Genomic DNA, 21,470 nt, shown 5'->3' with positions numbered 1-21,470 from the left:
GTGCTTAATATAGAACCACACACTTTTTTGTGATATAATCTCACTGAAGGTAGGTGTGTGTACTTTGATTGGTGAAAAAATTAAACAACTGCGCCAAGATAAAAATATGTCTATATCGGAACTTGCAGAAAAAGCTGGTGTAGCAAAATCATACTTAAGCTCAATTGAACGAAATCTCCAGTCGAACCCATCGATCCAGTTTATCGAGAAAATTGGTGTCGTATTAGGTGTCACTGTAAATGATATAATACGTGAGGATCAAGCAACTAGTACAGAAGAGCAACTAGATGGTGAATGGTTGAAGATCGTACAAGAAGCAATGGAATCTGGAGTATCAAAAGAGCAGTTCAAAGAATACCTTGAGTTTAATAAATGGAGAAAAAAACAGGATAACTAAATTTTTGTCTTGACCGTAGAGCTAAATTAGCATACGGTTTTTTTATTGTAGCTTCACTTAATATTAAAAAGTAGGATGACCAATCATGGTAATGAATTATTTTTCTCATATTCAGGAAATACTTGAAAGTGTTGAAGAACAGGAGAGCAAAGCAATGAATGTAGTGGCTGGAAAGGTCGCAAATTCCATTAAAAATGATGGCATCATTCACTTGTTTGGATGTGGACACTCTCATCTACTAACAGAAGAGACGTATTTTCGTGCAGGTGGGTTAGTTCCCGTCCATCCAATTTTACATGAACCTTTAATGCTACACGAAGGAGCAATCCAATCCTCCACGCTTGAGCGGAAAAATAACTACGCCAGCAAATTTATGGAAGATCAGGATATCCAAGAAGGCGATATAATGATTGTAATCTCCAATTCTGGAAGAAACCCAGTTCCTATAGACGTGGCACTGATTGCGAAAGAAAAAGGTGCAAGCGTGATTGGTATTACCTCGATTACATATGCAAAAAGCCAACCATCCCGTCATGATAATGGAAAATATCTGCATGACGTAGTAGATGTTGTCGTTGATAATCATACACCAACAGGGGATGCTGTCATAAGTCATCCAGCTGTTTCCGTTAATTATGGACCTGTATCAACAGCAATTGGAACAACAATTATTAATCACATGTTCGCTGAAGCAATCACATTACTAGCAGATCAAAAAATGGATGCTCCTGTATTCCTAAGTGGTAACTTAGAAGGTGCTGATCAACATAACAACATGTTAATGGAGAAATATAAAGATCGAATAAAATTTTAAGTGTGGTGTTTTTATGAAAAAAATAATGTATTGGCTCCTACCATTAGGTTGGATGGGAGTTATTTTTAACTCGTCTGCAACGCCTTATCAGGAACAAGACATTAAACCACTTTTATCAGAAAGCCTTGACCTTTCTTTTTTAGTTCCAGTTGTTCAACATATCTCTTTTTACTATCATCATTCAGAAGTAAGTGTAGCCGCGCTTGGTATTGAAGGGTTCATTGAATTTTTTATCAGGAAAGGCGCACATATTTCTGTATATTTTATTTTAATGCTTCTGTTTTATTTTGCTTTTAAAAAAACAATGCAAACTTCCATTAAGTCACAGTTACTGTTTGCATTTATTTTTACAAGCTTGTATGCTGCTTTAGATGAATTTCATCAAGGATTCACTCAAAACCGTACACCATATGCGGGTGATGTTGGGCTGGACGTGCTTGGTGCATTGCTTGCTTTCATACTTATAGTTATGGTAAGAAAAAGACACGCTTAAGAAAAACGCTTTTCTGGTTCAAGTGTGTGCTTTTAAGTTTAGTTGTATAGACAACTATATATTATGATGATATAATCTTGAATGGTAACGTTTTCAAATAGAGGGAGGAGTTTATATATGTTAGGGTATTTGCAACGACTCGGAAAATCGTTAATGCTTCCGATTGCGATGCTACCAGCTGCAGCATTACTGTTACGTCTTGGAGCACCTGATGTGTTCGATATACCGTTTGTATCTGCTGCGGGTAGTGGAATTTTGGATAATTTGGGACTTATTTTTGCTATTGGTATTGCGATTGGGTTTTCACGAGATGGAAATGGAGCTGCTGCACTATCAGGTGCTGTAGGTTATTTGGTGCTTAATGGTGGGTATAAAGCAATTAATGACGAGCTTGATCTCGGGGTATTTGCTGGGATAATAGCTGGTATAGCTGCTGGACATTTGTATAATAAATTTCATGATATCCAGCTACCAGAGTTCCTGGCGTTCTTCGGGGGTAAACGTTTTGTACCAATTGTAACTTCGGTTGCGATGGTTATTATATCAGGATTAATTGGCGTATTATGGGGACCTGTACAAGATGGAATTAATGCATTAGGTAGTTGGTTTATTAACTCTGGTGCTATTGGTGTCGGAGCATATGGATTCTTTAATCGATTATTAATTCCAATTGGGTTACACCACGTTGTTAACACACTAATTTGGTTTGACTTTGGAACATTTGTTGATGCAGCTGGAGATGTATGGCATGGAGAAATTAACCGTTTCTTACATGGTGATCCAGATGCAGGATTCTTTATGGCTGGGTTTTTCCCAATCATGATGTTTGGTTTGCCTGCAGCATGTTTGGCGATTTATGCTACAGCGAAAAAACATCGTAAAGCAGCTGTTGGTGGTTTCCTTGGAAGTATGGCTTTAACATCGTTTTTAACAGGAATTACTGAACCAATCGAATATTCATTTATGTTTCTAAGTCCTTTATTGTATGTTGTACATGCAGTTTTAACCGGATTATCCATGATGGTATCCTATTGGTTGGATATCAAGCATGGGTTTGGTTTTTCAGCAGGGCTTATCGATTATGTTCTCAATTTTGGAATTGCATCGAAACCATTGCTGCTTCTTGTCCAAGGTTTAGTCTTTGGGCTTATATATTTTGTAGTTTTCTATGTACTAATCAAGAAGTTAAATTTGAAAACGCCTGGTCGTGAGGACGAGGATGAAGAATTTGTGGAAGAAAATGAACAAACTGGAATACCTTCAAGTGGGAAAGGTCGCAAGGATTATGATGATAAGGCATACCACTATTTGAAAGCATTAGGTGGACCTGAAAACATTCAGACACTGGACTATTGTGCAACAAGGCTTCGATTACAAATGCATGAAATGGAAAAAGTGGACGACAAAGCATTAAAGCGCCAAGGTGCTAATGGTGTTATGAAAGTGAATAAAAAGAATTTACAGGTTATCGTAGGAACAACGGTTGAATTTTTGGCGGATGCTATGCGAAAGAGAATGGATCAAGGAAATATGCAGGCTCCTGAAGGTTCAATCAAAAAGACTACTGATGAAGCAGTCTCCACACAAAAATTTAACACAGAAGATTTTGTGATGCCTGTAAAGGGTAAAATTCTTCCTATCATGGAGGTACCAGACCAAGTATTTTCAGAAAAAATGATGGGTGATGGTTTTGCAATTGAACCTGAAGATGGCACATTTCTCTCTCCTGTAGATGGTGAGGTCATAAATGTATTCCCGACAAAACATGCAGTAGGAATTCGGTCAGAATCTGGTCTGGAAATATTAGTACACATTGGATTAGATACTGTAGAGTTAAAGGGTCAGGGGTTTGAGGTTCATGTTAAGGAGGGCGGCCAAATCAAAAAAGGTGACGCTATCGTTACGGTTGATCTAGACTTTATTAAAGCAAATGCGACATCACACTTATCACCTATCGTGTTCACTAACCTAGGTGAAAATGAGCGTGTTAGTCTGCTGCAATCAGGAACGATTGAAGCCGGTAATAAAGGGATTATTGAAATCGAATAGCTTCACTAAAAACGGACCACCTACAAAGAAATGTAGATGGTCCGTTTATTAATGAGCTTTACAGGGGTTACGCTATTCTCATCTTCGCATTTGTAGCTTAAACTTATATTTGTCGGCACGGTAGGCCGATTTTACATATTCAAGTGGTGTTGCACTTTCATCCGATAGATAACTGGTACGTTGCATTAATAGTATGGGTTCGCCATCGTTTACGTTCAGGTTTTCAATTTCAAATGCATTTGCCAGTACAGATTCTATCATCTGGTCGCCATATGCAATGTTTAGATTAAGATTTGTTTCTATATAATGATAAAACGATTCTTCTACATTTTCTTGAGTCAAGTTCCCAACTAAGCGCTCAGGTGTATAGATCGTTTCAACAGCAACAGGCGATTCATTCGCATATCGTATACGTATTATTTCAAAGACTTTTTCATTTTTGTCTAATCGTAGAATTTCTGCAATTCGTTCATTTGCATCAAGTAATTGAAAGCTGATTAGTTTGTTAGAAGGAGTTAAGCCGCGCTCTCGCATGTCTTCGCTAAAACTGGTTAACCCTTGTAAATCCTGTTCGAACTTTTTATCGGAAATAAATGTTCCCCGTCCTTTTTGGCGGTACAACAATCCTTCAGAAGCCAAGTTGTTAATTGCCTGGCGGACAGTCATGCGACTAATATTATATCGCTCGGCATATTCCCGTTCGGAAGGTAATAATTCACCAGGTTTTAGTTTCTTTGTTTGGATCAGTAGTCGAATCTCTTCTTCAAGTTGATAATAAATAGGTAAGGGTGAATTCTTATTAATCATTGTATTCTCCTTCCAATCGATCACATAGTTAATTAAATAGTACCAAAATCATAAGAAGTTGTATACACTCATCTTAATGTATAGACAACTATATATTTGTATGCTAACGTAAAAGGCATAGAAGTGCGTGTTCAAAAAGTCGGCAAATGAGAAACTTTGCCGACTTTTTGAACAACCTTTAGAAGGGATTGAGAACTGACCCATGATAAATAAGGTTAATGTATTGGTTTTTACGAACACAAAAATTCATACGGAAAATACCGTAATTGAACATGGTTGTGTTGTTATCGTTAATGAAAAAATTCAAGCCATTTATCATAAAAATGATGTACCTGATGGATTTCCTGAAAATGCTATCATAATTGATGGAACAGGAAAAAGCTTAATTCCTGGTTTTATTGATGGGCATATCCACGGTGCGAATGGTGCCGACGTTATGGATGCTACAGAATCTGCGGTTGATAAAATTGCGGAGGTACTTCCGAAAGAAGGTACAACGTCATTTCTTGCAACAACTATTACCCAGCCCAAAAAATTAATCGAAGCTACACTTGAAAATGTAGCTAATTATAAAAGTAAACCTGGATATGCAGAAGTTATTGGTATTCATTTAGAAGGTCCATTTATTGAAAAAAGTAAAGCAGGTGCACAGCCAGTTAATCATATTTTGCAACCTGATATTGATCTTTTTCGAGAATGGCAAACATTATCTAATAATAAAATTAAGACGATTACCATGGCGCCTGAACATGATTCCAGTGGGGAATTCATACAGTTTCTCCATCAATCAGGCGTCAATGTTTCAGCAGGGCATACGAGTAGTGGATTTTCTGCTATAAAAGAAGCTGTCAAACATGGCTTAGGGCAGGTTACACATATATGCAATGCAATGAGTGGGATTCATCACCGCGATATTGGCGTTGTTGGGGCTGCTATGCAGATTCCAGAGTTGCGTGCTGAACTAATTGCAGATGGGATTCATGTATCACATGAAATGATGCAGTTAATTTATGACAATATGGGAAGTGAGCGGCTGATTTTGATAACAGACGCTATGCGTGCAAAATGTCTTCATGCTGGCACTTATGAGCTTGGAGGGCAACCTGTTGACGTTTCAGATGATCGTGCATTGCTGGAAGATGGTACGTTAGCTGGCAGTATATTGAAAATGAATGATGGTGTCAAAAATATGTTAAAGCTATCAAGTGTTACGATGAGAGACATCATTGAAATGGCTTCTGTCAATCCAGCTAAGCAAATCGGAATGTTTCAAAGAAAAGGCAGTATTGAGGCTGGTAAAGATGCAGATCTTTTACTAGTTGATGATGAGTTAACGATACATTACACGGTTTGCCTTGGAAATATTGCGTTTAAGGAGGAAGAATCACAATGAAAGTGTTAAGCGTAAAAAGCTATGATGAAATGAGTGAAAAAGCGTGTTCTATTTTATTGGATAAAATAAATAACATGAAGCATCCTGTATTAGGACTTGCTACTGGCTCAACACCTGAGGGATTATATAAAAAAATAATTGAAAAATATAATCATGGGCAAGTTTCATTTAAAGATACTACAACATTTAACTTAGATGAATATATAGGTCTTTCAAAGAACCACCCGAATAGTTATCATTACTATATGAAGAATCATTTATTTCAACATATTGATATAGATATGGATCAGGTACTCGTTCCAAAAGGGGATGTCATGGATATCCAAAACGAATGTGTGGAATATGAAAAGGCAATCCTTGATCATGACAAAATTGATGTACAGATTTTGGGATTAGGAACAAATGGTCACATTGGCTTTAATGAACCGGGGACATCATTTACAAGCAGAACACATAGTGTAGATTTAGCTGAATCAACCCGTCAGGCAAACGCCAGGTTTTTTGAATCATTAAACGATGTGCCAACTAAAGCTATTACCATGGGAATTGAAGCAATCATGGAAAGTAAAGAAATTATTGTACTTGTATCAGGAAACAGAAAAGCTGATGCGTTAGCGCGATTCATGAACGGGGATATCAGTGAAGATTTTCCTGCTTCTATTTTACAAAACCATAAACATGTAACCATTATTGCAGACGAAGCGGCTTTATCTGAAATATAAAATCCATCAAAAGAGTATCCTACTCTCTTGATGGATTTCTTTCTTTGGCGCTTGCGCTTTTGTTCTTATTTATCAATTTCTATATAGGCGTGATCCTTATCTTCAATAGCTGCTTGACCACTCGTTAAATCCACGACCCAATCCTTAAATTCCTGCACACTTTCGACTTTTACATACATATGAAAAACTACCTGATCCAAATAATCAATCTTTGATAGTACATGTTCAGACGTGCGGAATACATTTTCCAATTTACCTATGAGTCCATAGTCAACTGTTACCAATATTCCTTGCATTAACTGACGTTCTACAACACCCGCAGATTTTATTACTTCAGATGTGGATCCGCCATAAGCTCTTATTAACCCGCCGGCACCTAGCTTAATTCCACCAAAATAGCGTGTCACCACAATGACGGTATCTTTCAGTTTTTGTTTTTTCAAAACCTCTAGGATAGGAACACCAGCTGTACCGCTTGGTTCACCGTCATCATTTGCCTTTTGTATGTGATCATGTTCTCCAATTATGTAGGCAGAACAGTTATGGTTAGCATCATGATATTTTTTCTTAATCTCCGTAATGAAGGCCTGTGCTTTCTCTTCTGTTTCTACGCGCTTCACATGACCGATAAATCGGGACTTTTGAATAACAACTTGACTTGATCCTTCTTGTTTAATGGTATAATAATAAGATAGCATGTTGCATTTAACCTCCTATGTTAACATTATTATAGATGGGGTATAAGTGCAAATAAGAAATAACCCTGTACCTTTATAACTAGAGAAAAGAAAAATATACCATTAAGTGTGCTAAAAGACCCTACTAAAAAAGTAATGCATTACGAAATATATATACATAGGTTGGTGAATTTTATGGTGATGAAAACATGTGAAAAGGCTTTAGATGGTGTTATTGGTGAGATGGTTGAGGTTGTCGAACATAGCAAAGATGAAATCTTTAACATTAGTGAAGAATCTCGAAAAGAATACGAGCTTTTGACGCGGGAATTGCTAGAAACCAAGACTCAAGTCATTGATCACATCAGTAATGGTGATAAACTCGAACAAAAGGTTCGGTTCTCAAGAAAAAAGCTATCAGAGGTTAGCAAATTTTTCGAACGCTATTCTGAAACTGAAATACGCCAAGTATATGAAAATACACATGCTATGCAAACTGACCTTGCTATGATTCAGCAACAGGAAAGGGCGTTACGCGTGAAACGTGATGATTTGGAGCGCCGTTTACTTGTATTAGACCAAACGATTGAACGTGCTGAAGGATTAGCGGGCAAAATCACAGTAATTCTAACCTATCTTAATGACGATTTTAAACAAGTAAATGAATTAATTGAGAATGCAAAGGAAAAACATGAGTTTGGCCTAAAAATAATTGAAGCACAAGAAGAAGAAAGAAGAAAGATATCGAGAGAAATCCATGATGGACCTGCACAAATGCTTGCGAACATCCTGTTGCGTTCTGAAATAGTGGATCGTACGTTTCGTGAAGGTGATATGGAGCACGTTCGGAAAGAGATTAGTAGTATGCGTAAAATGATCCGATCATCGTTATACGAGGTACGACGAATAATTTATGATTTACGACCAATGGCATTAGATGATTTAGGATTAGTTCCTACATTAAAAAAATATATTGCTAACGTTGCAGAATATACAGGGCTCAACATTGAATTTGTATCAATTGGAAATGAGCAACGATTTAATCAGAAGTATGAGGTTGCCTTTTTTCGTCTTGTTCAAGAAGCGGTCCAGAATTCAATTAAACATGCTGAAGCATCTCACATAGTGGTTAAATTAGAGATAAAGAGAAACTACCTAATGATGATTATTAAAGATAATGGTCGCGGCTTTGATCCTAACATAAAAACAACTAATTCGTTTGGACTGATTGGGATGCGTGAACGAGTCGATATGCTTGAGGGTACATTCAAAATAAATTCCATAATAGGTGAAGGAACTGCCATATTTATTAGTGTTCCACATAAAGAATAGAGTATTAGGCAAATATGTGGTATAGTCAGAATTGTAAGACTTAGGAAAGTTAGGAAATAATTCCTAGTCCAAGTATAAGGAACTTTATGTATACTGAATTTATACCGATAAAAATAATATAGTTGAATCATCTATGTAATAGGTAAAGAGAAAGAGAAAGATAAAATAGAAAAACTTGTAGGAGGAACAAAATTGATGGTAAAAAAGGATCTTACAAAAATTGTGTTAATAGATGATCATAAACTCTTTCGAGAAGGGGTCAAACGTATACTAGAGTTTGAATCTTCATTTGAAATAATAGCAGAGGGTGACGACGGAAATGTAGCGGCGCAATTAGTTGCTAAACATAAACCTGACGTTGTCTTAATGGATATCAATATGCCTGATATGAATGGTGTACAAGCTACTGCGAACCTGATTAGGCATCATCCAGACACTAGTGTTATTATTTTATCCATTCACGATGATGAAAGCTATGTCACACATGCATTAAAAACTGGTGCACAAGGCTATTTATTAAAAGAAATGGATTCGGATTCGCTAATTGAGGCAATTAAAGTTGTAAGTGAGGGTGGATCTTATTTGCATCCACGCGTAACCCATAATTTAGTTCAGGAATTTCGCCGACTGGCAAAAGAGGCTCCCTCAAACAGGTCAGAAATTGGTGCTGACTATCGTAAACCATTACATTTGTTGACTCGCCGTGAGTGTGAAGTTTTGCAGTTATTAGCTGAAGGAAAAAGTAATCGCGGGGTTGCAGATTCTTTATATATCAGTGAAAAGACAGTTAAAAACCATGTAAGTAATATCCTTCAAAAAATGAATGTTAACGACCGAACCCAAGCAGTTGTAGCGGCAATCCGCAAAGGTTGGGTAGAGATACTATAAGAGGTTGTTCAAAAAGTCAACAAATGATAAACGGTGAATTTCTTCGTTTCTTGAAAAGGAAGAACACTTTTTCTGCCCTTTTTGAACACAAACTATAACTATTAACTTAACTGTTTACAAACAATTTGAATTTGTTCCTCATCTTTATCGTCTGTACGATTTATGCCTTGACGCTTTATGTGTCAAGGCATATTTTTATACCAGTTTGACAGGCAGTAATACCCCTACTGAATAAAGTTTGACTTTATGCTTACTCAACTTTCGCAGACTGAAATAAGTAGATTGTCCCTGAGATAGTTGAATAAGTCCGCAACCCATTGTTGTAGTTGACACAAAACCTATAGACTGCGACGTAACTAAAAATCATGTTCAGTGACCTGCGCCGCTGTGGAAAAATCACTACGCGCACCTTAGGGCTTGCGCTGAGCCTCCTCGATCGCAAAGATCGCTCTCTGCGGGGTCTCATCGTCTTCGCTTTCCCGCAGGAGTCTCCGTGTTTTTCCTTCGCTAGGGTTGAGCTATAATTCCATAACATTCATCTCTTCACTCTTCAGTGATTGGAGCGAAGGGTAGTCGACTCCTGCGGGAGGAAAGGCATAGGTGAGACCCCGGAGTTCGTAGCACGAGGAGGCTCACCAGCCACCCGCGGAAAGCGACTATCCACAGCGGAAATCACGGCGCTGTTACGTCGCAGTTTATATCAGTTACGACAAAGTAAATAGCAACAAGTTTTATGAAAAGACATATTTGTAATTCGTGTCAAGTACCATATTTCAAGTGCTATAAGTATTACAGTTTATTGAATTCATCATGATTATCTATGTGCGAAAGTTGAGATACTTAGTAATGCTTTTTTTCTGTGTTTACTGTAAACTGGAAATAATAGATTACAGATTACTAATGCAGATCAGGTTGAGGTGAAATTAAATGAAAGTTGCTGTAATGACAGATAGTACAGCATATATTCCAAAACAGCTTAGGGAAAGCGAATCAATCCATATGGTGCCGTTAAGTGTTGTTTTTGGAGAGGTGTCCTATCAAGAAGAGATGGATCTTACAACAGAGGAATTTTATAGAATGGTAAAAGATGCAGAAAATCTACCAAAAACATCTCAGCCCTCCATTGGATATATCATAGAAAAGCTAGAAGAACTTGCAGTTAATTATGATGCGGTTGTATCTATACACTTGTCAAGTGGGATTAGTGGAACCCACCAGGCAGTTATAAGTGCTGGCGAAATGGTGGAAGGAATCACTGTTTATCCATTTGATTCCGAAATTAGTTGCCTGCCACAGGGTTTTTATGCATTCGAAGCTGCTAAGATGGCTAGGGATCATGAATCTCCTGAAACAATTATCCGTCGCTTAGAACAAATGAAGCGGGGGATGCGTGCCTATTTTATGGTCGATGATTTAAATCATTTACATCGTGGTGGAAGGTTAAATGGTGCGCAGATGCTTGTTGGGAGCTTGCTTCAAGTGAAGCCAATCCTGCATTTTATCGATAAAAAGATTGTTCCATTTGAAAAGATACGTACACGGAAAAAAGCGTTAAACCGGATTATCGGTTTACTGGAGGAAGACATTAGTAAAGGAAATCCCCTTAAAGTAGCCATCATTCATGGGAATTGTGAACCAGCTGCCTTGGCTCTGAAACAAGAGTTAGAAGAAAAACATCCTTTCCTAGATTGTAATAGTAGCTATTTTGGGCCTGTAATCGGTACCCATTTAGGTCAAGGAGCTATTGGTATAGGGTGGTATACGAAATAATTGGGTAATAATAGAGCTGCCAGATTTGGTGGCTCTAATCATAATATAGACAGGAGTGCATTTACTTGAATCACACTTCCTCGGAAGATTCCCGCCCAGATTTTATTCTCTCCAATCGCTTTTCAGGCAAACTATTATTGCGAAACGAAATCCCCATTGATAATCCGACATTTCAACGACTATTAAGCCAACAACAATTTTCCGCGCAGCCCTCTGTTTTAAGAAAACTTGGCACAACTCAATGTTTACGGTGTAACAACCAAAAAGGGTCATTATTTGGAATGTTTCCGTGTCAAAATTGCAGTAAACCTCATTTTTATTGCCGTAAATGTATTGAAATGGGTAGGGTGCTAGAATGTGAGCCACTTTACAGTTGGAGTGGCCCTGAACCAGATTGGCCCAACCATGAACAGCCGTGTAGTTGGGGTGGTGAACTGACAGAACGTCAAAAGTATGCTAGTGGACGCATTTCTTCTGCGATAACGAATCAAGAATCTGAGCTCTTGGTCTGGGCCGTTTGTGGGGCAGGAAAAACTGAAATGCTTTATGAAGGTATAACGAATGCACTTAAAATAGGAAGACGTGTTTGTTTGGCAACTCCCCGTGCAGATGTTGTACGTGAACTCTTACCACGCTTTCGTCAGGCTTTCTCTACTGTATCTATTCAAGGTCTTTATGGCGGAAGTAAGGATAATGATGGAACAGCTCAACTGATTCTCGCTACTACTCATCAACTACTTCGTTTCCAAAAAGCCTTTGATGTAATGATTATTGATGAAGTCGATGCATTTCCTTTCCATGCTGATCCTTCCTTACCTTACGCCACAAATCGCGCAAAAAGCGATAAAAGCTCAACCATATATCTAACTGCTACTCCCCGAAAAAACCATCGTAAACAAATTTCAAGAAAAAAATTAGCCCATATTTTTGTACCTGTCAGGTTTCATGGTAACCCATTACCTGTACCAACGATGAGAATGTGCTTTGCATTACGCAAAAGCCTGCAAAACTATTCCCCTCCCGCATCTTTTTTTACCTGGTTACAAAACCGAAATAAACCGAGTCGCCAACTATTAATTTTTGTTCCTACCATTAATCTAGCCACTAAGATGAAGGATAAACTTGAAGGGAAACTAGTAGCCTCAGGTAATATTAAATCCAAACAGGAATTAATCACCGTGCACGCAGCTGACACGAATAGAGAAGAGAAAGTTATTCAGTTTCGCAACAAAGAAATTTCCGTTTTAATTACAACGACTATTTTGGAACGGGGTGTAACTTTTCCATCAGTTGATGTAGCTGTGATTGATGCTGGACATGACGTTTTTGACGAAGCTGCATTAGTTCAAATATCGGGGCGAGCTGGTAGAAGTTATGATGATCCTAATGGAGAAGTAGTATTTTTCCATGACGGCAAAACAAATGCAATGGTAGAAGCGATCCAGTCGATTAAAACGATGAATAAACGGGGAGGTTTCTAGTACGATGAACTGTTTATGGTGTGACGAGGAAATAATTCCATTAATGACGTGGAGTAATTTTTTATTATTGCCTCCTAAACGTGTGCTTTGTGCAGATTGCTCGACTGGTCTTGAAATCATAAGTGGATTGCGTTGTTCTATTTGTAGCCGATCTTCCGAAGAGACAATTTGTCCCGATTGTCAAAAGTGGAAAAAGGTAGATGGAGAAGACGTTCTTACTAAGAATCACTCCATTTTCATATACAATACGACGATTCAAGAGATGATTACTAAATGGAAATATCGTGGTGACTATTGTTTGGGAGAGATATTTAAAGAAACCATTGTTCATTCCTTTGAAACTGTATTTGGTTCTGTTGCAAATGACTTGATTGTGGTACCTATTCCTTTAAGTCAGGAGCGGCTTAATGAACGTGGGTTTAATCAGGCGAAAATGTTAGCTGATTTTTTACCAATAGAAACAAAGGAAATTTTAACGCGCATTCATGGTGAAAAACAATCGAAAAAAACACGGAAGGAACGGATTGCAGCCAGAAACCCATTTTTCCTTGATGAAACAGTTAAAAAAAACGTTATTCTCGTCGATGATATATATACAACAGGCACAACCTTACGCCACGCTGCTGGACTTTTGCGGGAAGCGGGATGTCCTCATGTGTATGGTTTTACACTGATTAGAGGATAGGTTGCTGTATGTTATACTATAGGAAAATGAGGGAAACTACGATGGGTGAATTAGCGAATTGTACTCAATGTGATGATCTGTATATAAAAACAGTGCGAGATATTTGTAAAAGTTGTTATGAAGACGAAGAAAACGCTTATAAAGCGGTTAGCCAATTTTTACGATTGAGAAAGAATAGAGAAGCTACTCTACCTGAAGTCGTGGAAGAAACTGGTGTAGCCGGGGACCTGATTACAAAATTCATTAAAGAAAAAAGACTACTGACATCCCAGTTTCCAAAGCTTGCTTATCCGTGCGAAACGTGCAACAAAAATATTACTTCTGGTAAAATCTGTTCACCATGTTCAGAGGAATTATTGCGAGATTTAGATAATGAAACACGTGAGGAAAAACGGGCAATGCGCTTAAAAGAATTTGATAATAAACAATCAGCCATTTATTATTCCTTTAAGAAGGATCAGTGAATTTTGGCTTTACATTTTAATAAATGAACCGATATAAGATATAAGAAGAAAGTTTACGGGAATAGAATGTAGTAAGTAAATAAAAAGAGGTGAGCAAAAACGTGAAAATAAACGGACCGAACCATACAAATTTTAATCCATATAAAAATCAAATTCAGAAGCAGACGGATATGAACAAGGAAGTAAATCAAAAGGATCAGCTGCAGATTTCCAGCCAAGCCAAGGAACTTCAAGGAAACGAAAAACCAAGTAGTGAACGGAAGGCTTATGTACAGGAAATAAAAAATGCTGTAGACTCTGGTGAATATAAAGTGAATCCTGAAAAAACCGCAAGTAAGATGATTGCATTCTGGAATAAACGCTAGTAAGGAGGACGAAATGTTGTCCCTGCAAACTATTATAAAATCGTTGGAAAAACTCGTTATGTTACATGAAAGTCTTCTATCTGTTTCGGAACAAAAGACAGTTGCCATTAAAGAAGGTAGTATGGAAAAGTTACAACTACTACTTGTTAAAGAACGTAAGCATGTGCAAGCGTTGGAACAAATGGAAGCAAGCCGGCAAATAGAGGTGAAGAATTGGTTTGACGCAAACAATTTAAAAACCAATGACCAAACGATAACGACTATGCTTGAACTGCTAGATGATCAAGAACAGCAAAAAGTTCTGGAGGATGTAACAGTCCAACTGACCCGATCCATTACAAACCTGAAACAGCAAGAGCAGTTAAACCAGGCGCTTATCCAACAATCCTTACAATTTGTTGAACTGTCACTGGATATGATGAATCCATCTATCACTAATTTAAATTACGGAAACACAAAGGAAAAGGAATCAATAAAACGTTCGGTATTTGATTCTAAAGCATAATGCTTCCTTCGAGAGGAGTTAGGTAATGAGTACATTTCATGGATTAGAAATGGCAAAACAAGCTCTATTTGCCCAGCAATCAGCGCTATACACGACGGGTCATAATATCTCGAATGCGAACACAGAAGGATACACGAGACAGCGTGTTAACTTTGAAACGCAATCACCGTTTCCAACCGCATCAAGGAACAGACCAGAAATTCCTGGGCAAATGGGAACAGGTGTTGAAGCTGGATCTGTCCAACGTGTTCGTGACAAATTTTTGGATTACCAGTTTCGTACAGAGAATAGTAAGGCAGGTTTTTGGACATCGAAAGCAGATTCTATTGCACGTATGGAAAGTTTAATGAACGAACCATCTGAAAATGGTCTTTCCAAAACGATGGACCAGTTTTGGCAATCGCTTCAGGATCTTTCTGTTAATCCCAAAAACTCAGGTGCTAGATCTGTTGTTGCGCAAAGAGGGCTTGCTGTTGCAGAAACATTTAACTATTTATCTAGTTCTTTAAGCAGTATGCGAACGGACTTGAAAAATCAGATTGATGTTACCGTGAAGGATGCAAATTCCATATTATCTCAAGTGAATGGGATCAACAAACAAATTCAGGCCATTGAACCACACGGATATTTGGCTAATGATTTGTATGATGAACGTGATCGTTTAATTGACGAGTTATCTGGTATCGTCAATATTAAAGTTTCCTATACAAAGAGCGGTGAAAGCTCTCCAGCAATAGCGGATGGATTGGCAACAATTGAATTAGTGGATGATAAAGGGAAAGGAATTGGAGTAACATTGGTTGACGGGGAATCAGGAGAAATCAATGAGTTTGCTGTTGAGTATTCGGATAATAACAAACTTGCTGTTACTTCCATTCGTGTCGGTGATGAAGAGATTCAACCGGAAAACTTCAATTCCAATGGTTCACTTAATGGGTTTATTGAATCGTATGGATATGAGGATGCTGATGGTTCTGTAAAAGGTACATACACGGATATGCTTGCGAGCTTGGACAAAATGGCAGTTGAATTTGCTGGAGAATTTAATGAGGTTCATGAGAGTGGACAAGACCTAAAAGGTAACCAAGGTAATGTATTCTTTGTTGGGGTTGATCAGGAATCGGGTGCAGCCGCCTCTTTAACTGTATCTGATGCAATCATGGAGGACCCTGATTTAATTGCTGCTAGTGAAGACGGAGATCTTGGGAATGGTAGTAACGCCAGTGCATTAGCAGATGTATTTGATGATCCATTGAATGGATTGGGTGAGAATACATCAGTGAAAACCTTTTACGAATCACTAATTGGAGAACTAGGCGTTCATGCACAAGAAGCGAACAGGATGGCAGGGAACACCATGATTCTTAAGTCACAAGTTGAAAACCAGCGAATGTCAGTAAGCTCTGTTTCCTTAGATGAAGAAATGTCTAATATGATTAAATTTCAGCACGCATATAATGCTGCAGCACGCAGTTTGACAGCTGTTGATGAATTATTAGATCGTATTATAAATAATATGGGGATAGTAGGAAGGTAGGGGTAAGTTATATGCGAATTACACAAGGAATGTTATCTAATAATATGCTAAGAAACTTATCCAATAGCTACTCCACCTTAGATACATATATGAATCAATTATCAACTGGAAAAAAGATCAATAAACCATCAGATGATCCTGTTATTGCTATGAAAGGCATGAATTATCGTTCACAGGTCATTGAGGTAGAACAATATACGCGCAACACGAACGAGGTTCATAATTGGATGGATAATTCAGATGCGGCTTTAGATAAGGCGACACAGGCTTTACAAAAGATGCGTGAGTTAGCTGTTCAGGCCAGCAATGATACGTATGGTGACGAAGAGCGTGAAAACATCATGGAAGAAGTAAAGCAGCTAAAAGAACACATTATTGATATTGCTAACACGAATGTAAATGGCAAATTTATTTTTAACGGTACAAAAACAGATACAAAACCTATTACTGTTGATAATGATGGCACGATGACAATTGATCAAAATGGAAGCCCTGTTATGATTGAGGTATCTAGTAACACGAGGCTTCAAGCAAATGTTGCTGGATCAGAAGTTTTCGCATCAGATTTATTTGATCAAATTGATGATTTTGTTAATGCGCTTGATACGAATAATCAAACGGAAATTGAAGATAGCATTGCTGATTTGGATGGCAGTATAAATAATGTAATTAATGCTAGAGCCGATTTAGGAGCGCGGATGAATCGCTTGGATTTAATTGAGAATCGATTGAGTTCACAGGAAATAAATGCAACACGGATGATGTCTAATAATGAAGATATTGACTATGAGAAAGTAATAACAAAGTTGATAGCACAGGAAAGTGTTCATCGTGCAGCATTATCTGCAGGATCACGAATCATTCAACCGACCTTATTAGATTTTTTACGATAGGAACAACCATAGCCCTGACCACTTAAGCCATTGGTGGGTCGGGGCTTTCACTATATTTTAATAAATGAAGGAGAGATACTTCATGAAAATACCTCAAATACGAATGCAATCGCAAATGGCTCATATTAGCATTCAACAAACTAGCGGAAAACAAACCATACAACAACCTGAAGCATCTTTGTCGATTCAACAACCAAAGGCGGAGATGAACATCCGGACAACTCCTTCTAAACTCCAAATTGATCAGACGAAAGCATGGGAAGATATGAATCTCATGCATGTATTTAAACGGATTGAAAAGTTCGCAAACGAGGGATTTCAAGATGTGAATGAAGGAACTGCCAGACGCGTACAGCAAGGTGATGCCTTGATGCGGATTGAAAATAAAGGGAATCCCATTTCGAGTCAAGCTGTTCAAAATGGTTTTGATCAAATGAAGCAATTAGGAATTACGTTTATTCCATCAGCTTCTGCAGTAAAGATTAATTATCAGCCTTCTGACGTAACGATTGATGTTCAAACAAATAAGCCGATTATACAAGCAAAGACAAATAAACCCGTTCATACATATTTACCCGGTTCAGTTGACATTGGAATGAAAAATTTTCAAAGCTTGGAAATTGACTTTGAAAATCTCTTTTCATATAAAAATGGTTAAAAGGATGGTAATGCTAAGATGAAAATACAAACAAAATATTTAGGAGAAGTTGAATTAAACGAAGAGTTGGCAATTCATTTTATTGGTGGGTTACCAGGGTTTAATGATGAGACCAAATTTATGTTGCTCGATTTACCAGGAAATCCTGTGTTTCAAATCCTGCAATCCATCATTACACCAGGTATCGCTTTTGTGCTAACGAACCCCTACCTTTTTTATCAGGATTATGCGTTTGAACTTGATGCCAATGTAAAGGAAAGCTTAGAAATTAGTAATGAAAAAGATGTAACTGTTTTTTCCATCGTTACATTAAAGGATCCATTTGAAAATAGTACTTTAAACCTAAAGGCACCTGTTATTATTAATCCTACTAGCAAACGAGGGAAGCAATATATTCTAAATGCAGATAATTATTCAACGAAATCATCGATTACACAAGCTAAATCCTCTGCAGTGAAGGGAGTATAGTCATGTTAGTTCTTACGAGGAAGCTAAATGAATCTATTCAAATTGGAGACGATATTGAAATCAAGGTATTAGGCATCGAGGGTGACCAAATAAAGCTCGGAATAGCGGCACCTAAGACAGTTGAAATCCATCGAAAAGAAATATACATAGATATACAAGAGCAAAATAATGCAGCTGCTAATCTATCTGCTGATTTGCTGGGATTATTAGGAAATAAAGACGGCTAGAAATAGTTAAACAATGATATAGATAGTGCCGATATAAAAGAAAACAAAGTACAAGGAGTTGCATGGGTAATGAGGCTTGAAAAAGTAGTGTCTGGTTCACAACCCTTGCAAAGCGAAACATACAACAAGCAACTTACATCTGCAACAGATGGGGCCACCATTGAAAAGGCAGTGAAAAATCAAAAGACAGAACTTCATGATGAAAAGATACTGAATAAAGAAGACATCGAAACAGTTATCTCAAAACTAAACGAACTCATAGAACCTTTACGAACCAATTTAAAATTTGAGTATCATGAAAAACTAAATGACTACTATGTAACCGTAGTGGATCCAATTACAGATCAAGTAATCAAAGAAATTCCTCCAAGAAAGATGCTTGATATGTATGCATCTATGGCTGAATTTATGGGATTGCTGGTGGATGAAAAGATATAGAGGAGTTGAGATCGTATGCGTATTGGTGGGCTGGCAACAGGAATGGACATTGATCAGCTTGTTGGTAAGTTAATGAAAGCTGAGAGAATGCCATTAGATCGCATGGAGCAAGATAAAACAACCTTGACTTGGAAGCGGGATGCATTCCGTGATGTTAACAAAAAGTTACTAGAGTTGGATAACATGATGCTAAATATGAAACTTGATTCTACTTATAATGCAAAGTCAGTTACTTCTACACAAGTAGATGCTGTAACAGCTACTGGAACTTCAAGTTCTTCGAATGGTGTTTATACTATTGAAGTTACACAGTTAGCTGAATCAGCTATCAATGTGGGTGGAACTATGAATGCTGCAGGTACAACAATTGATCCAAATATGAAATTATCTGATCAAAGTTTTTCGGGCGGATTCGTCGAAGAAACTTTTGAATTTTACACCTACGATAAAGATGGTAATAAGAGTACACACACATACACGGTTAGTGCAGACGATACATTAAATGATACTTTAAATAGAATTACAGAAGATGACAACAACGTTCGTGCATTTTTTGACACTCAATCTCAGAAAGTTGTACTAGAAACAACGCGGACAGGAAATTACAACACAGGCACAACCAATTATAATGGAGCAGAAATTGGTTTTGATTCTACTAATAAATTTTTCACAAATACACTTCAATTAACTACAGCTGGAGAAGACGATGGTGCAGACGCTAAATTCCAATATAATGGAAAACTCGATTTAACATCTAAAGACAATAACTATACATTAAACGGTATAAAATTTGAATTTAAAAGTATAACGAGTGGCACCGCAAATTTGACTGTCGATAATAATGTGGAAGCATCGTTTGAATCTATCATGAAGTTTGTTGACAAATATAACCAAGTAGTCGAGACGTTAAATGAAACACAGCGAGAGGAAACATTTCGCGACTATAAACCACTAACAGATAAACAGCGAGAAGAATTATCAGAAGATGAAGCAAAGCTCTGGGATGAAAAAGCAAAGAGCGGAATTATTAGCAATGCATCTGTCGTTTCAGATGGATTATTCTCCATGCGGCGCAGCTGGTATGCTAGCGTTGAAACAGGCGGAGATATTACTTCTCTAACGCAAGTTGGCATTACAACTTCTAGTGATTATATGGATGGCGGAAAGCTGATTGTGGACGAAGATGAACTAAAAAAAGCATTAACAGATAATCCTGATGGTGTTCAAAAGCTATTTTCCAATAGTGGTGAGGGAGCAAGCCGAGGCATCGTTAATCGCCTGGAAGATTCACTTGAATCCACCATGGGTCGGATTGAAGAACGTGCAGGTAAAGGGTCAGATACACTTGAAAATTATACGCTTGGTAAGCGGATGAAAGATCTAAATGAGCAAATTTCAGCATTTGAAGACAGGCTGGTACGGGTGGAAAATCGTTACTGGGGCGAATTTACTGCGATGGAAAAAGCGATTCAACGGATGAATCAACAGTCTGCACAGCTTATGTCTCAATTTGGCGGTGCTTAAGTAATAGAATAAGATAGAGAAGATCCTTAAAGGGAGTGTAATTATGTCTTTAAATAAGCAATATCAAACCTATCAAAACAATGCAGTGAACACAGCCTCTGGAGCAGAATTGACCATGATGCTTTATAATGGCTGCATCAAGTTTATCAAGCAAGCAAAGAAGAACATGAACGAAAAAGAATATGAGGCTAAAAACATTAATATTCAGAAGGCGCAAAATATTATTCAGGAATTAATGTTAACATTGGACCCAAAAATAGAGATTTCCAATGAAATGTTACCATTATATGAATATATACTTTTCCAATTAAAAGAAGGTAACATTAAAAATGACGCCACATTATTAGATGAAGCTTTATCCTTCGCAGTTGAATTTAGAGATACTTGGAAAGAAGTCATATTAAAAACTCGTCAAAGTCAATATGCGCAAGGGGCAAAAGTCTAATGGTTAGGCTTGAAGCATTATTTAAGGTTACAAAAGAACTAGAAGTAGTACTGAATCAATCAATTACTTCCAAAAACCGTGAAGCAATTATTCAACAAATTAATCTTTTAATTGAGAAAAGAGGGAATTTGATGGGTGATGTAAGACCCCCTTTTACAGCAGAAGAAAAAATGATTGGTAAAAAACTCGTTATTATGAATGAATCTATTCAATCAAAAATGGCAGAAGTGTTAAAAGAGTTAAAGGTAGAAATGAAACAGATTAAAAAACAAAAAAAGTCGAATCAAAATTATATGAATCCATATAAAGATGCGCGATCCATAGATGGTATGTTTATGGATAGTAAAAATTAAACTAAAACTCCTATAAAAAACGATTGGGCTTCCAATCGTTTTTTATGCTATTCTTTTTACTTTTTTATTTTGCCTAAATGCCCGT

General features: G+C 37.4%; 25 protein-coding genes. 23 read left to right on the top strand and 2 right to left on the bottom strand.

All coding sequences use genetic code 11. The features are described from left to right. The first annotated feature begins 64 nt into the window (after nucleotides 1-64). From AC3G7N_RS01895 to nagE, 4 genes are all read left to right on the top strand, one after another. Entirely contained in the window at nucleotides 65-397 is a 333-nt protein-coding gene (locus tag AC3G7N_RS01895) for a helix-turn-helix domain-containing protein (RefSeq protein ID WP_489420444.1), read from the top strand. 85 nt (nucleotides 398-482) lie between these two features. Further along, on the top strand, nucleotides 483-1,211 hold the full coding sequence (locus AC3G7N_RS01890) for an SIS domain-containing protein (protein WP_489420443.1): 729 nt from the start codon (nucleotides 483-485) through the stop codon (nucleotides 1,209-1,211). A 13-nt stretch (nucleotides 1,212-1,224) separates the two neighbouring features. After that, nucleotides 1,225-1,704: a VanZ family protein gene (locus AC3G7N_RS01885; protein WP_489420442.1), complete on the top strand. Its 480-nt coding sequence runs from the start codon at nucleotides 1,225-1,227 to the stop codon at nucleotides 1,702-1,704. 117 nt (nucleotides 1,705-1,821) lie between these two features. Then, the gene (gene nagE / locus AC3G7N_RS01880) at nucleotides 1,822-3,753 is read left to right on the top strand and encodes an N-acetylglucosamine-specific PTS transporter subunit IIBC (RefSeq protein WP_489420441.1); all 1,932 of its coding nucleotides are present in this window, start codon (nucleotides 1,822-1,824) and stop codon (nucleotides 3,751-3,753) included. 78 nt (nucleotides 3,754-3,831) lie between these two features. Here the strand turns inward: nagE and AC3G7N_RS01875 are convergent, their stop codons facing one another. After that, a complete protein-coding gene (locus tag AC3G7N_RS01875) occupies nucleotides 3,832-4,560 on the bottom strand; it encodes a GntR family transcriptional regulator (RefSeq protein WP_489420440.1) in 729 nt (242 codons plus the stop codon). A gap of 202 nt (nucleotides 4,561-4,762) precedes the next feature. On the opposite strand from AC3G7N_RS01875, the gene nagA reads away from it, so the two are divergent. After that, on the top strand, nucleotides 4,763-5,953 hold the full coding sequence (nagA, locus tag AC3G7N_RS01870; RefSeq protein ID WP_489420439.1) for an N-acetylglucosamine-6-phosphate deacetylase: 1,191 nt from the start codon (nucleotides 4,763-4,765) through the stop codon (nucleotides 5,951-5,953). Continuing rightward, nucleotides 5,950-6,675: a glucosamine-6-phosphate deaminase gene (nagB, locus tag AC3G7N_RS01865; RefSeq protein ID WP_489420438.1), complete on the top strand. Its 726-nt coding sequence runs from the start codon at nucleotides 5,950-5,952 to the stop codon at nucleotides 6,673-6,675. The genes nagA and nagB overlap by 4 nt, the downstream gene beginning before the upstream one ends. A 65-nt stretch (nucleotides 6,676-6,740) precedes the next feature. On the opposite strand, the gene AC3G7N_RS01860 is transcribed toward nagB, so the two are convergent. Then, the gene (locus AC3G7N_RS01860) at nucleotides 6,741-7,373 is read right to left on the bottom strand and encodes a YigZ family protein (protein ID WP_489420437.1); all 633 of its coding nucleotides are present in this window, start codon (nucleotides 7,371-7,373) and stop codon (nucleotides 6,741-6,743) included. A 174-nt stretch (nucleotides 7,374-7,547) separates the two neighbouring features. Between AC3G7N_RS01860 and AC3G7N_RS01855 the strand changes: the two genes are divergently transcribed. The 17 genes from AC3G7N_RS01855 (at nucleotide 7,548) to fliT (ending at nucleotide 21,385) form a co-directional block, all read left to right on the top strand. Next, a complete protein-coding gene (locus tag AC3G7N_RS01855) occupies nucleotides 7,548-8,684 on the top strand; it encodes a sensor histidine kinase (protein ID WP_489420436.1) in 1,137 nt (378 codons plus the stop codon). 195 nt (nucleotides 8,685-8,879) lie between these two features. Beyond that, nucleotides 8,880-9,572: a response regulator gene (locus AC3G7N_RS01850; RefSeq protein WP_489420587.1), complete on the top strand. Its 693-nt coding sequence runs from the start codon at nucleotides 8,880-8,882 to the stop codon at nucleotides 9,570-9,572. Between the two features lie 927 nt (nucleotides 9,573-10,499). Then, entirely contained in the window at nucleotides 10,500-11,342 is an 843-nt protein-coding gene (locus AC3G7N_RS01845; protein ID WP_489420435.1) for a DegV family protein, read from the top strand. Between the two features lie 65 nt (nucleotides 11,343-11,407). Then, complete coding sequence (locus tag AC3G7N_RS01840; protein ID WP_489420434.1) at nucleotides 11,408-12,823, top strand: ATP-dependent helicase ComFA; 1,416 nt, start codon at nucleotides 11,408-11,410, stop codon at nucleotides 12,821-12,823. 4 nt (nucleotides 12,824-12,827) lie between these two features. After that, nucleotides 12,828-13,508: a ComF family protein gene (locus tag AC3G7N_RS01835; RefSeq protein WP_489420433.1), complete on the top strand. Its 681-nt coding sequence runs from the start codon at nucleotides 12,828-12,830 to the stop codon at nucleotides 13,506-13,508. A 41-nt stretch (nucleotides 13,509-13,549) separates the two neighbouring features. Beyond that, nucleotides 13,550-13,972 (top strand): TIGR03826 family flagellar region protein, encoded by a 423-nt coding sequence (locus AC3G7N_RS01830; protein WP_489420432.1) that lies wholly within the window; start codon nucleotides 13,550-13,552, stop codon nucleotides 13,970-13,972. Nucleotides 13,973-14,073: 101 nt separating this feature from the next. Continuing rightward, the gene (flgM, locus tag AC3G7N_RS01825) at nucleotides 14,074-14,337 is read left to right on the top strand and encodes a flagellar biosynthesis anti-sigma factor FlgM (RefSeq protein WP_489420431.1); all 264 of its coding nucleotides are present in this window, start codon (nucleotides 14,074-14,076) and stop codon (nucleotides 14,335-14,337) included. Nucleotides 14,338-14,353: 16 nt separating this feature from the next. Then, a complete protein-coding gene (locus AC3G7N_RS01820) occupies nucleotides 14,354-14,842 on the top strand; it encodes a flagellar protein FlgN (protein ID WP_489420430.1) in 489 nt (162 codons plus the stop codon). 25 nt (nucleotides 14,843-14,867) lie between these two features. Further along, complete coding sequence (flgK, locus tag AC3G7N_RS01815; RefSeq protein WP_489420429.1) at nucleotides 14,868-16,379, top strand: flagellar hook-associated protein FlgK; 1,512 nt, start codon at nucleotides 14,868-14,870, stop codon at nucleotides 16,377-16,379. 11 nt (nucleotides 16,380-16,390) lie between these two features. After that, entirely contained in the window at nucleotides 16,391-17,272 is an 882-nt protein-coding gene (flgL, locus tag AC3G7N_RS01810; protein WP_489420428.1) for a flagellar hook-associated protein FlgL, read from the top strand. An 82-nt stretch (nucleotides 17,273-17,354) separates the two neighbouring features. Continuing rightward, nucleotides 17,355-17,930 carry a DUF6470 family protein gene (locus AC3G7N_RS01805; RefSeq protein ID WP_489420427.1) on the top strand — a complete coding sequence of 192 codons (576 nt, stop codon included), beginning with the start codon at nucleotides 17,355-17,357 and terminating at the stop codon, nucleotides 17,928-17,930. Nucleotides 17,931-17,948: 18 nt separating this feature from the next. Then, a complete protein-coding gene (gene fliW, locus AC3G7N_RS01800) occupies nucleotides 17,949-18,398 on the top strand; it encodes a flagellar assembly protein FliW (RefSeq protein WP_489420426.1) in 450 nt (149 codons plus the stop codon). Nucleotides 18,399-18,400: 2 nt separating this feature from the next. After that, entirely contained in the window at nucleotides 18,401-18,625 is a 225-nt protein-coding gene (csrA, locus tag AC3G7N_RS01795; RefSeq protein ID WP_489420425.1) for a carbon storage regulator CsrA, read from the top strand. Between the two features lie 69 nt (nucleotides 18,626-18,694). Next, nucleotides 18,695-19,063 (top strand): flagellar protein FlaG, encoded by a 369-nt coding sequence (flaG, locus tag AC3G7N_RS01790; RefSeq protein WP_489420424.1) that lies wholly within the window; start codon nucleotides 18,695-18,697, stop codon nucleotides 19,061-19,063. A gap of 15 nt (nucleotides 19,064-19,078) precedes the next feature. Further along, nucleotides 19,079-20,587 (top strand): flagellar hook-associated protein 2, encoded by a 1,509-nt coding sequence (locus tag AC3G7N_RS01785; RefSeq protein WP_489420423.1) that lies wholly within the window; start codon nucleotides 19,079-19,081, stop codon nucleotides 20,585-20,587. A 43-nt stretch (nucleotides 20,588-20,630) separates the two neighbouring features. Continuing rightward, a complete protein-coding gene (gene fliS, locus AC3G7N_RS01780; protein WP_489420422.1) occupies nucleotides 20,631-21,032 on the top strand; it encodes a flagellar export chaperone FliS in 402 nt (133 codons plus the stop codon). After that, complete coding sequence (gene fliT / locus AC3G7N_RS01775) at nucleotides 21,032-21,385, top strand: flagellar protein FliT (protein ID WP_489420421.1); 354 nt, start codon at nucleotides 21,032-21,034, stop codon at nucleotides 21,383-21,385. Before fliS ends, fliT begins: the two co-directional genes overlap by 1 nt. Nucleotides 21,386-21,470 lie beyond the last annotated feature (85 nt).

It is taken from the genome of Virgibacillus carmonensis (genome assembly GCF_057836705.1).
This window is presented reverse-complemented; position numbering and strand designations above follow the sequence as displayed.

Excerpts from the sequence above, each read along its gene's own strand:
- AC3G7N_RS01850 (WP_489420587.1), top strand. The coding sequence starts at position 8,880 with ATGGTAAAAAAGGATCTTACAAAAATTGTGTTAATAGATGATCATAAA.
- AC3G7N_RS01835 (WP_489420433.1), top strand. The coding sequence starts at position 12,828 with ATGAACTGTTTATGGTGTGACGAGGAAATAATTCCATTAATGACGTGG.
- AC3G7N_RS01875 (WP_489420440.1), bottom strand. The coding sequence starts at position 4,560 with ATGATTAATAAGAATTCACCCTTACCTATTTATTATCAACTTGAAGAA.
- fliS (WP_489420422.1), top strand. The coding sequence starts at position 20,631 with ATGTCTTTAAATAAGCAATATCAAACCTATCAAAACAATGCAGTGAAC.
- nagE (WP_489420441.1), top strand. The coding sequence starts at position 1,822 with ATGTTAGGGTATTTGCAACGACTCGGAAAATCGTTAATGCTTCCGATT.
- flgL (WP_489420428.1), top strand. The coding sequence starts at position 16,391 with ATGCGAATTACACAAGGAATGTTATCTAATAATATGCTAAGAAACTTA.
- AC3G7N_RS01885 (WP_489420442.1), top strand. The coding sequence starts at position 1,225 with ATGAAAAAAATAATGTATTGGCTCCTACCATTAGGTTGGATGGGAGTT.
- csrA (WP_489420425.1), top strand. The coding sequence starts at position 18,401 with ATGTTAGTTCTTACGAGGAAGCTAAATGAATCTATTCAAATTGGAGAC.
- AC3G7N_RS01890 (WP_489420443.1), top strand. The coding sequence starts at position 483 with ATGGTAATGAATTATTTTTCTCATATTCAGGAAATACTTGAAAGTGTT.
- flgK (WP_489420429.1), top strand. The coding sequence starts at position 14,868 with ATGAGTACATTTCATGGATTAGAAATGGCAAAACAAGCTCTATTTGCC.
- fliW (WP_489420426.1), top strand. The coding sequence starts at position 17,949 with ATGAAAATACAAACAAAATATTTAGGAGAAGTTGAATTAAACGAAGAG.
- AC3G7N_RS01805 (WP_489420427.1), top strand. The coding sequence starts at position 17,355 with ATGAAAATACCTCAAATACGAATGCAATCGCAAATGGCTCATATTAGC.
- AC3G7N_RS01855 (WP_489420436.1), top strand. The coding sequence starts at position 7,548 with ATGGTGATGAAAACATGTGAAAAGGCTTTAGATGGTGTTATTGGTGAG.
- AC3G7N_RS01845 (WP_489420435.1), top strand. The coding sequence starts at position 10,500 with ATGAAAGTTGCTGTAATGACAGATAGTACAGCATATATTCCAAAACAG.
- AC3G7N_RS01860 (WP_489420437.1), bottom strand. The coding sequence starts at position 7,373 with ATGCTATCTTATTATTATACCATTAAACAAGAAGGATCAAGTCAAGTT.
- AC3G7N_RS01785 (WP_489420423.1), top strand. The coding sequence starts at position 19,079 with ATGCGTATTGGTGGGCTGGCAACAGGAATGGACATTGATCAGCTTGTT.
- nagB (WP_489420438.1), top strand. The coding sequence starts at position 5,950 with ATGAAAGTGTTAAGCGTAAAAAGCTATGATGAAATGAGTGAAAAAGCG.
- flaG (WP_489420424.1), top strand. The coding sequence starts at position 18,695 with ATGAGGCTTGAAAAAGTAGTGTCTGGTTCACAACCCTTGCAAAGCGAA.
- nagA (WP_489420439.1), top strand. The coding sequence starts at position 4,763 with ATGATAAATAAGGTTAATGTATTGGTTTTTACGAACACAAAAATTCAT.
- AC3G7N_RS01830 (WP_489420432.1), top strand. The coding sequence starts at position 13,550 with ATGGGTGAATTAGCGAATTGTACTCAATGTGATGATCTGTATATAAAA.
- fliT (WP_489420421.1), top strand. The coding sequence starts at position 21,032 with ATGGTTAGGCTTGAAGCATTATTTAAGGTTACAAAAGAACTAGAAGTA.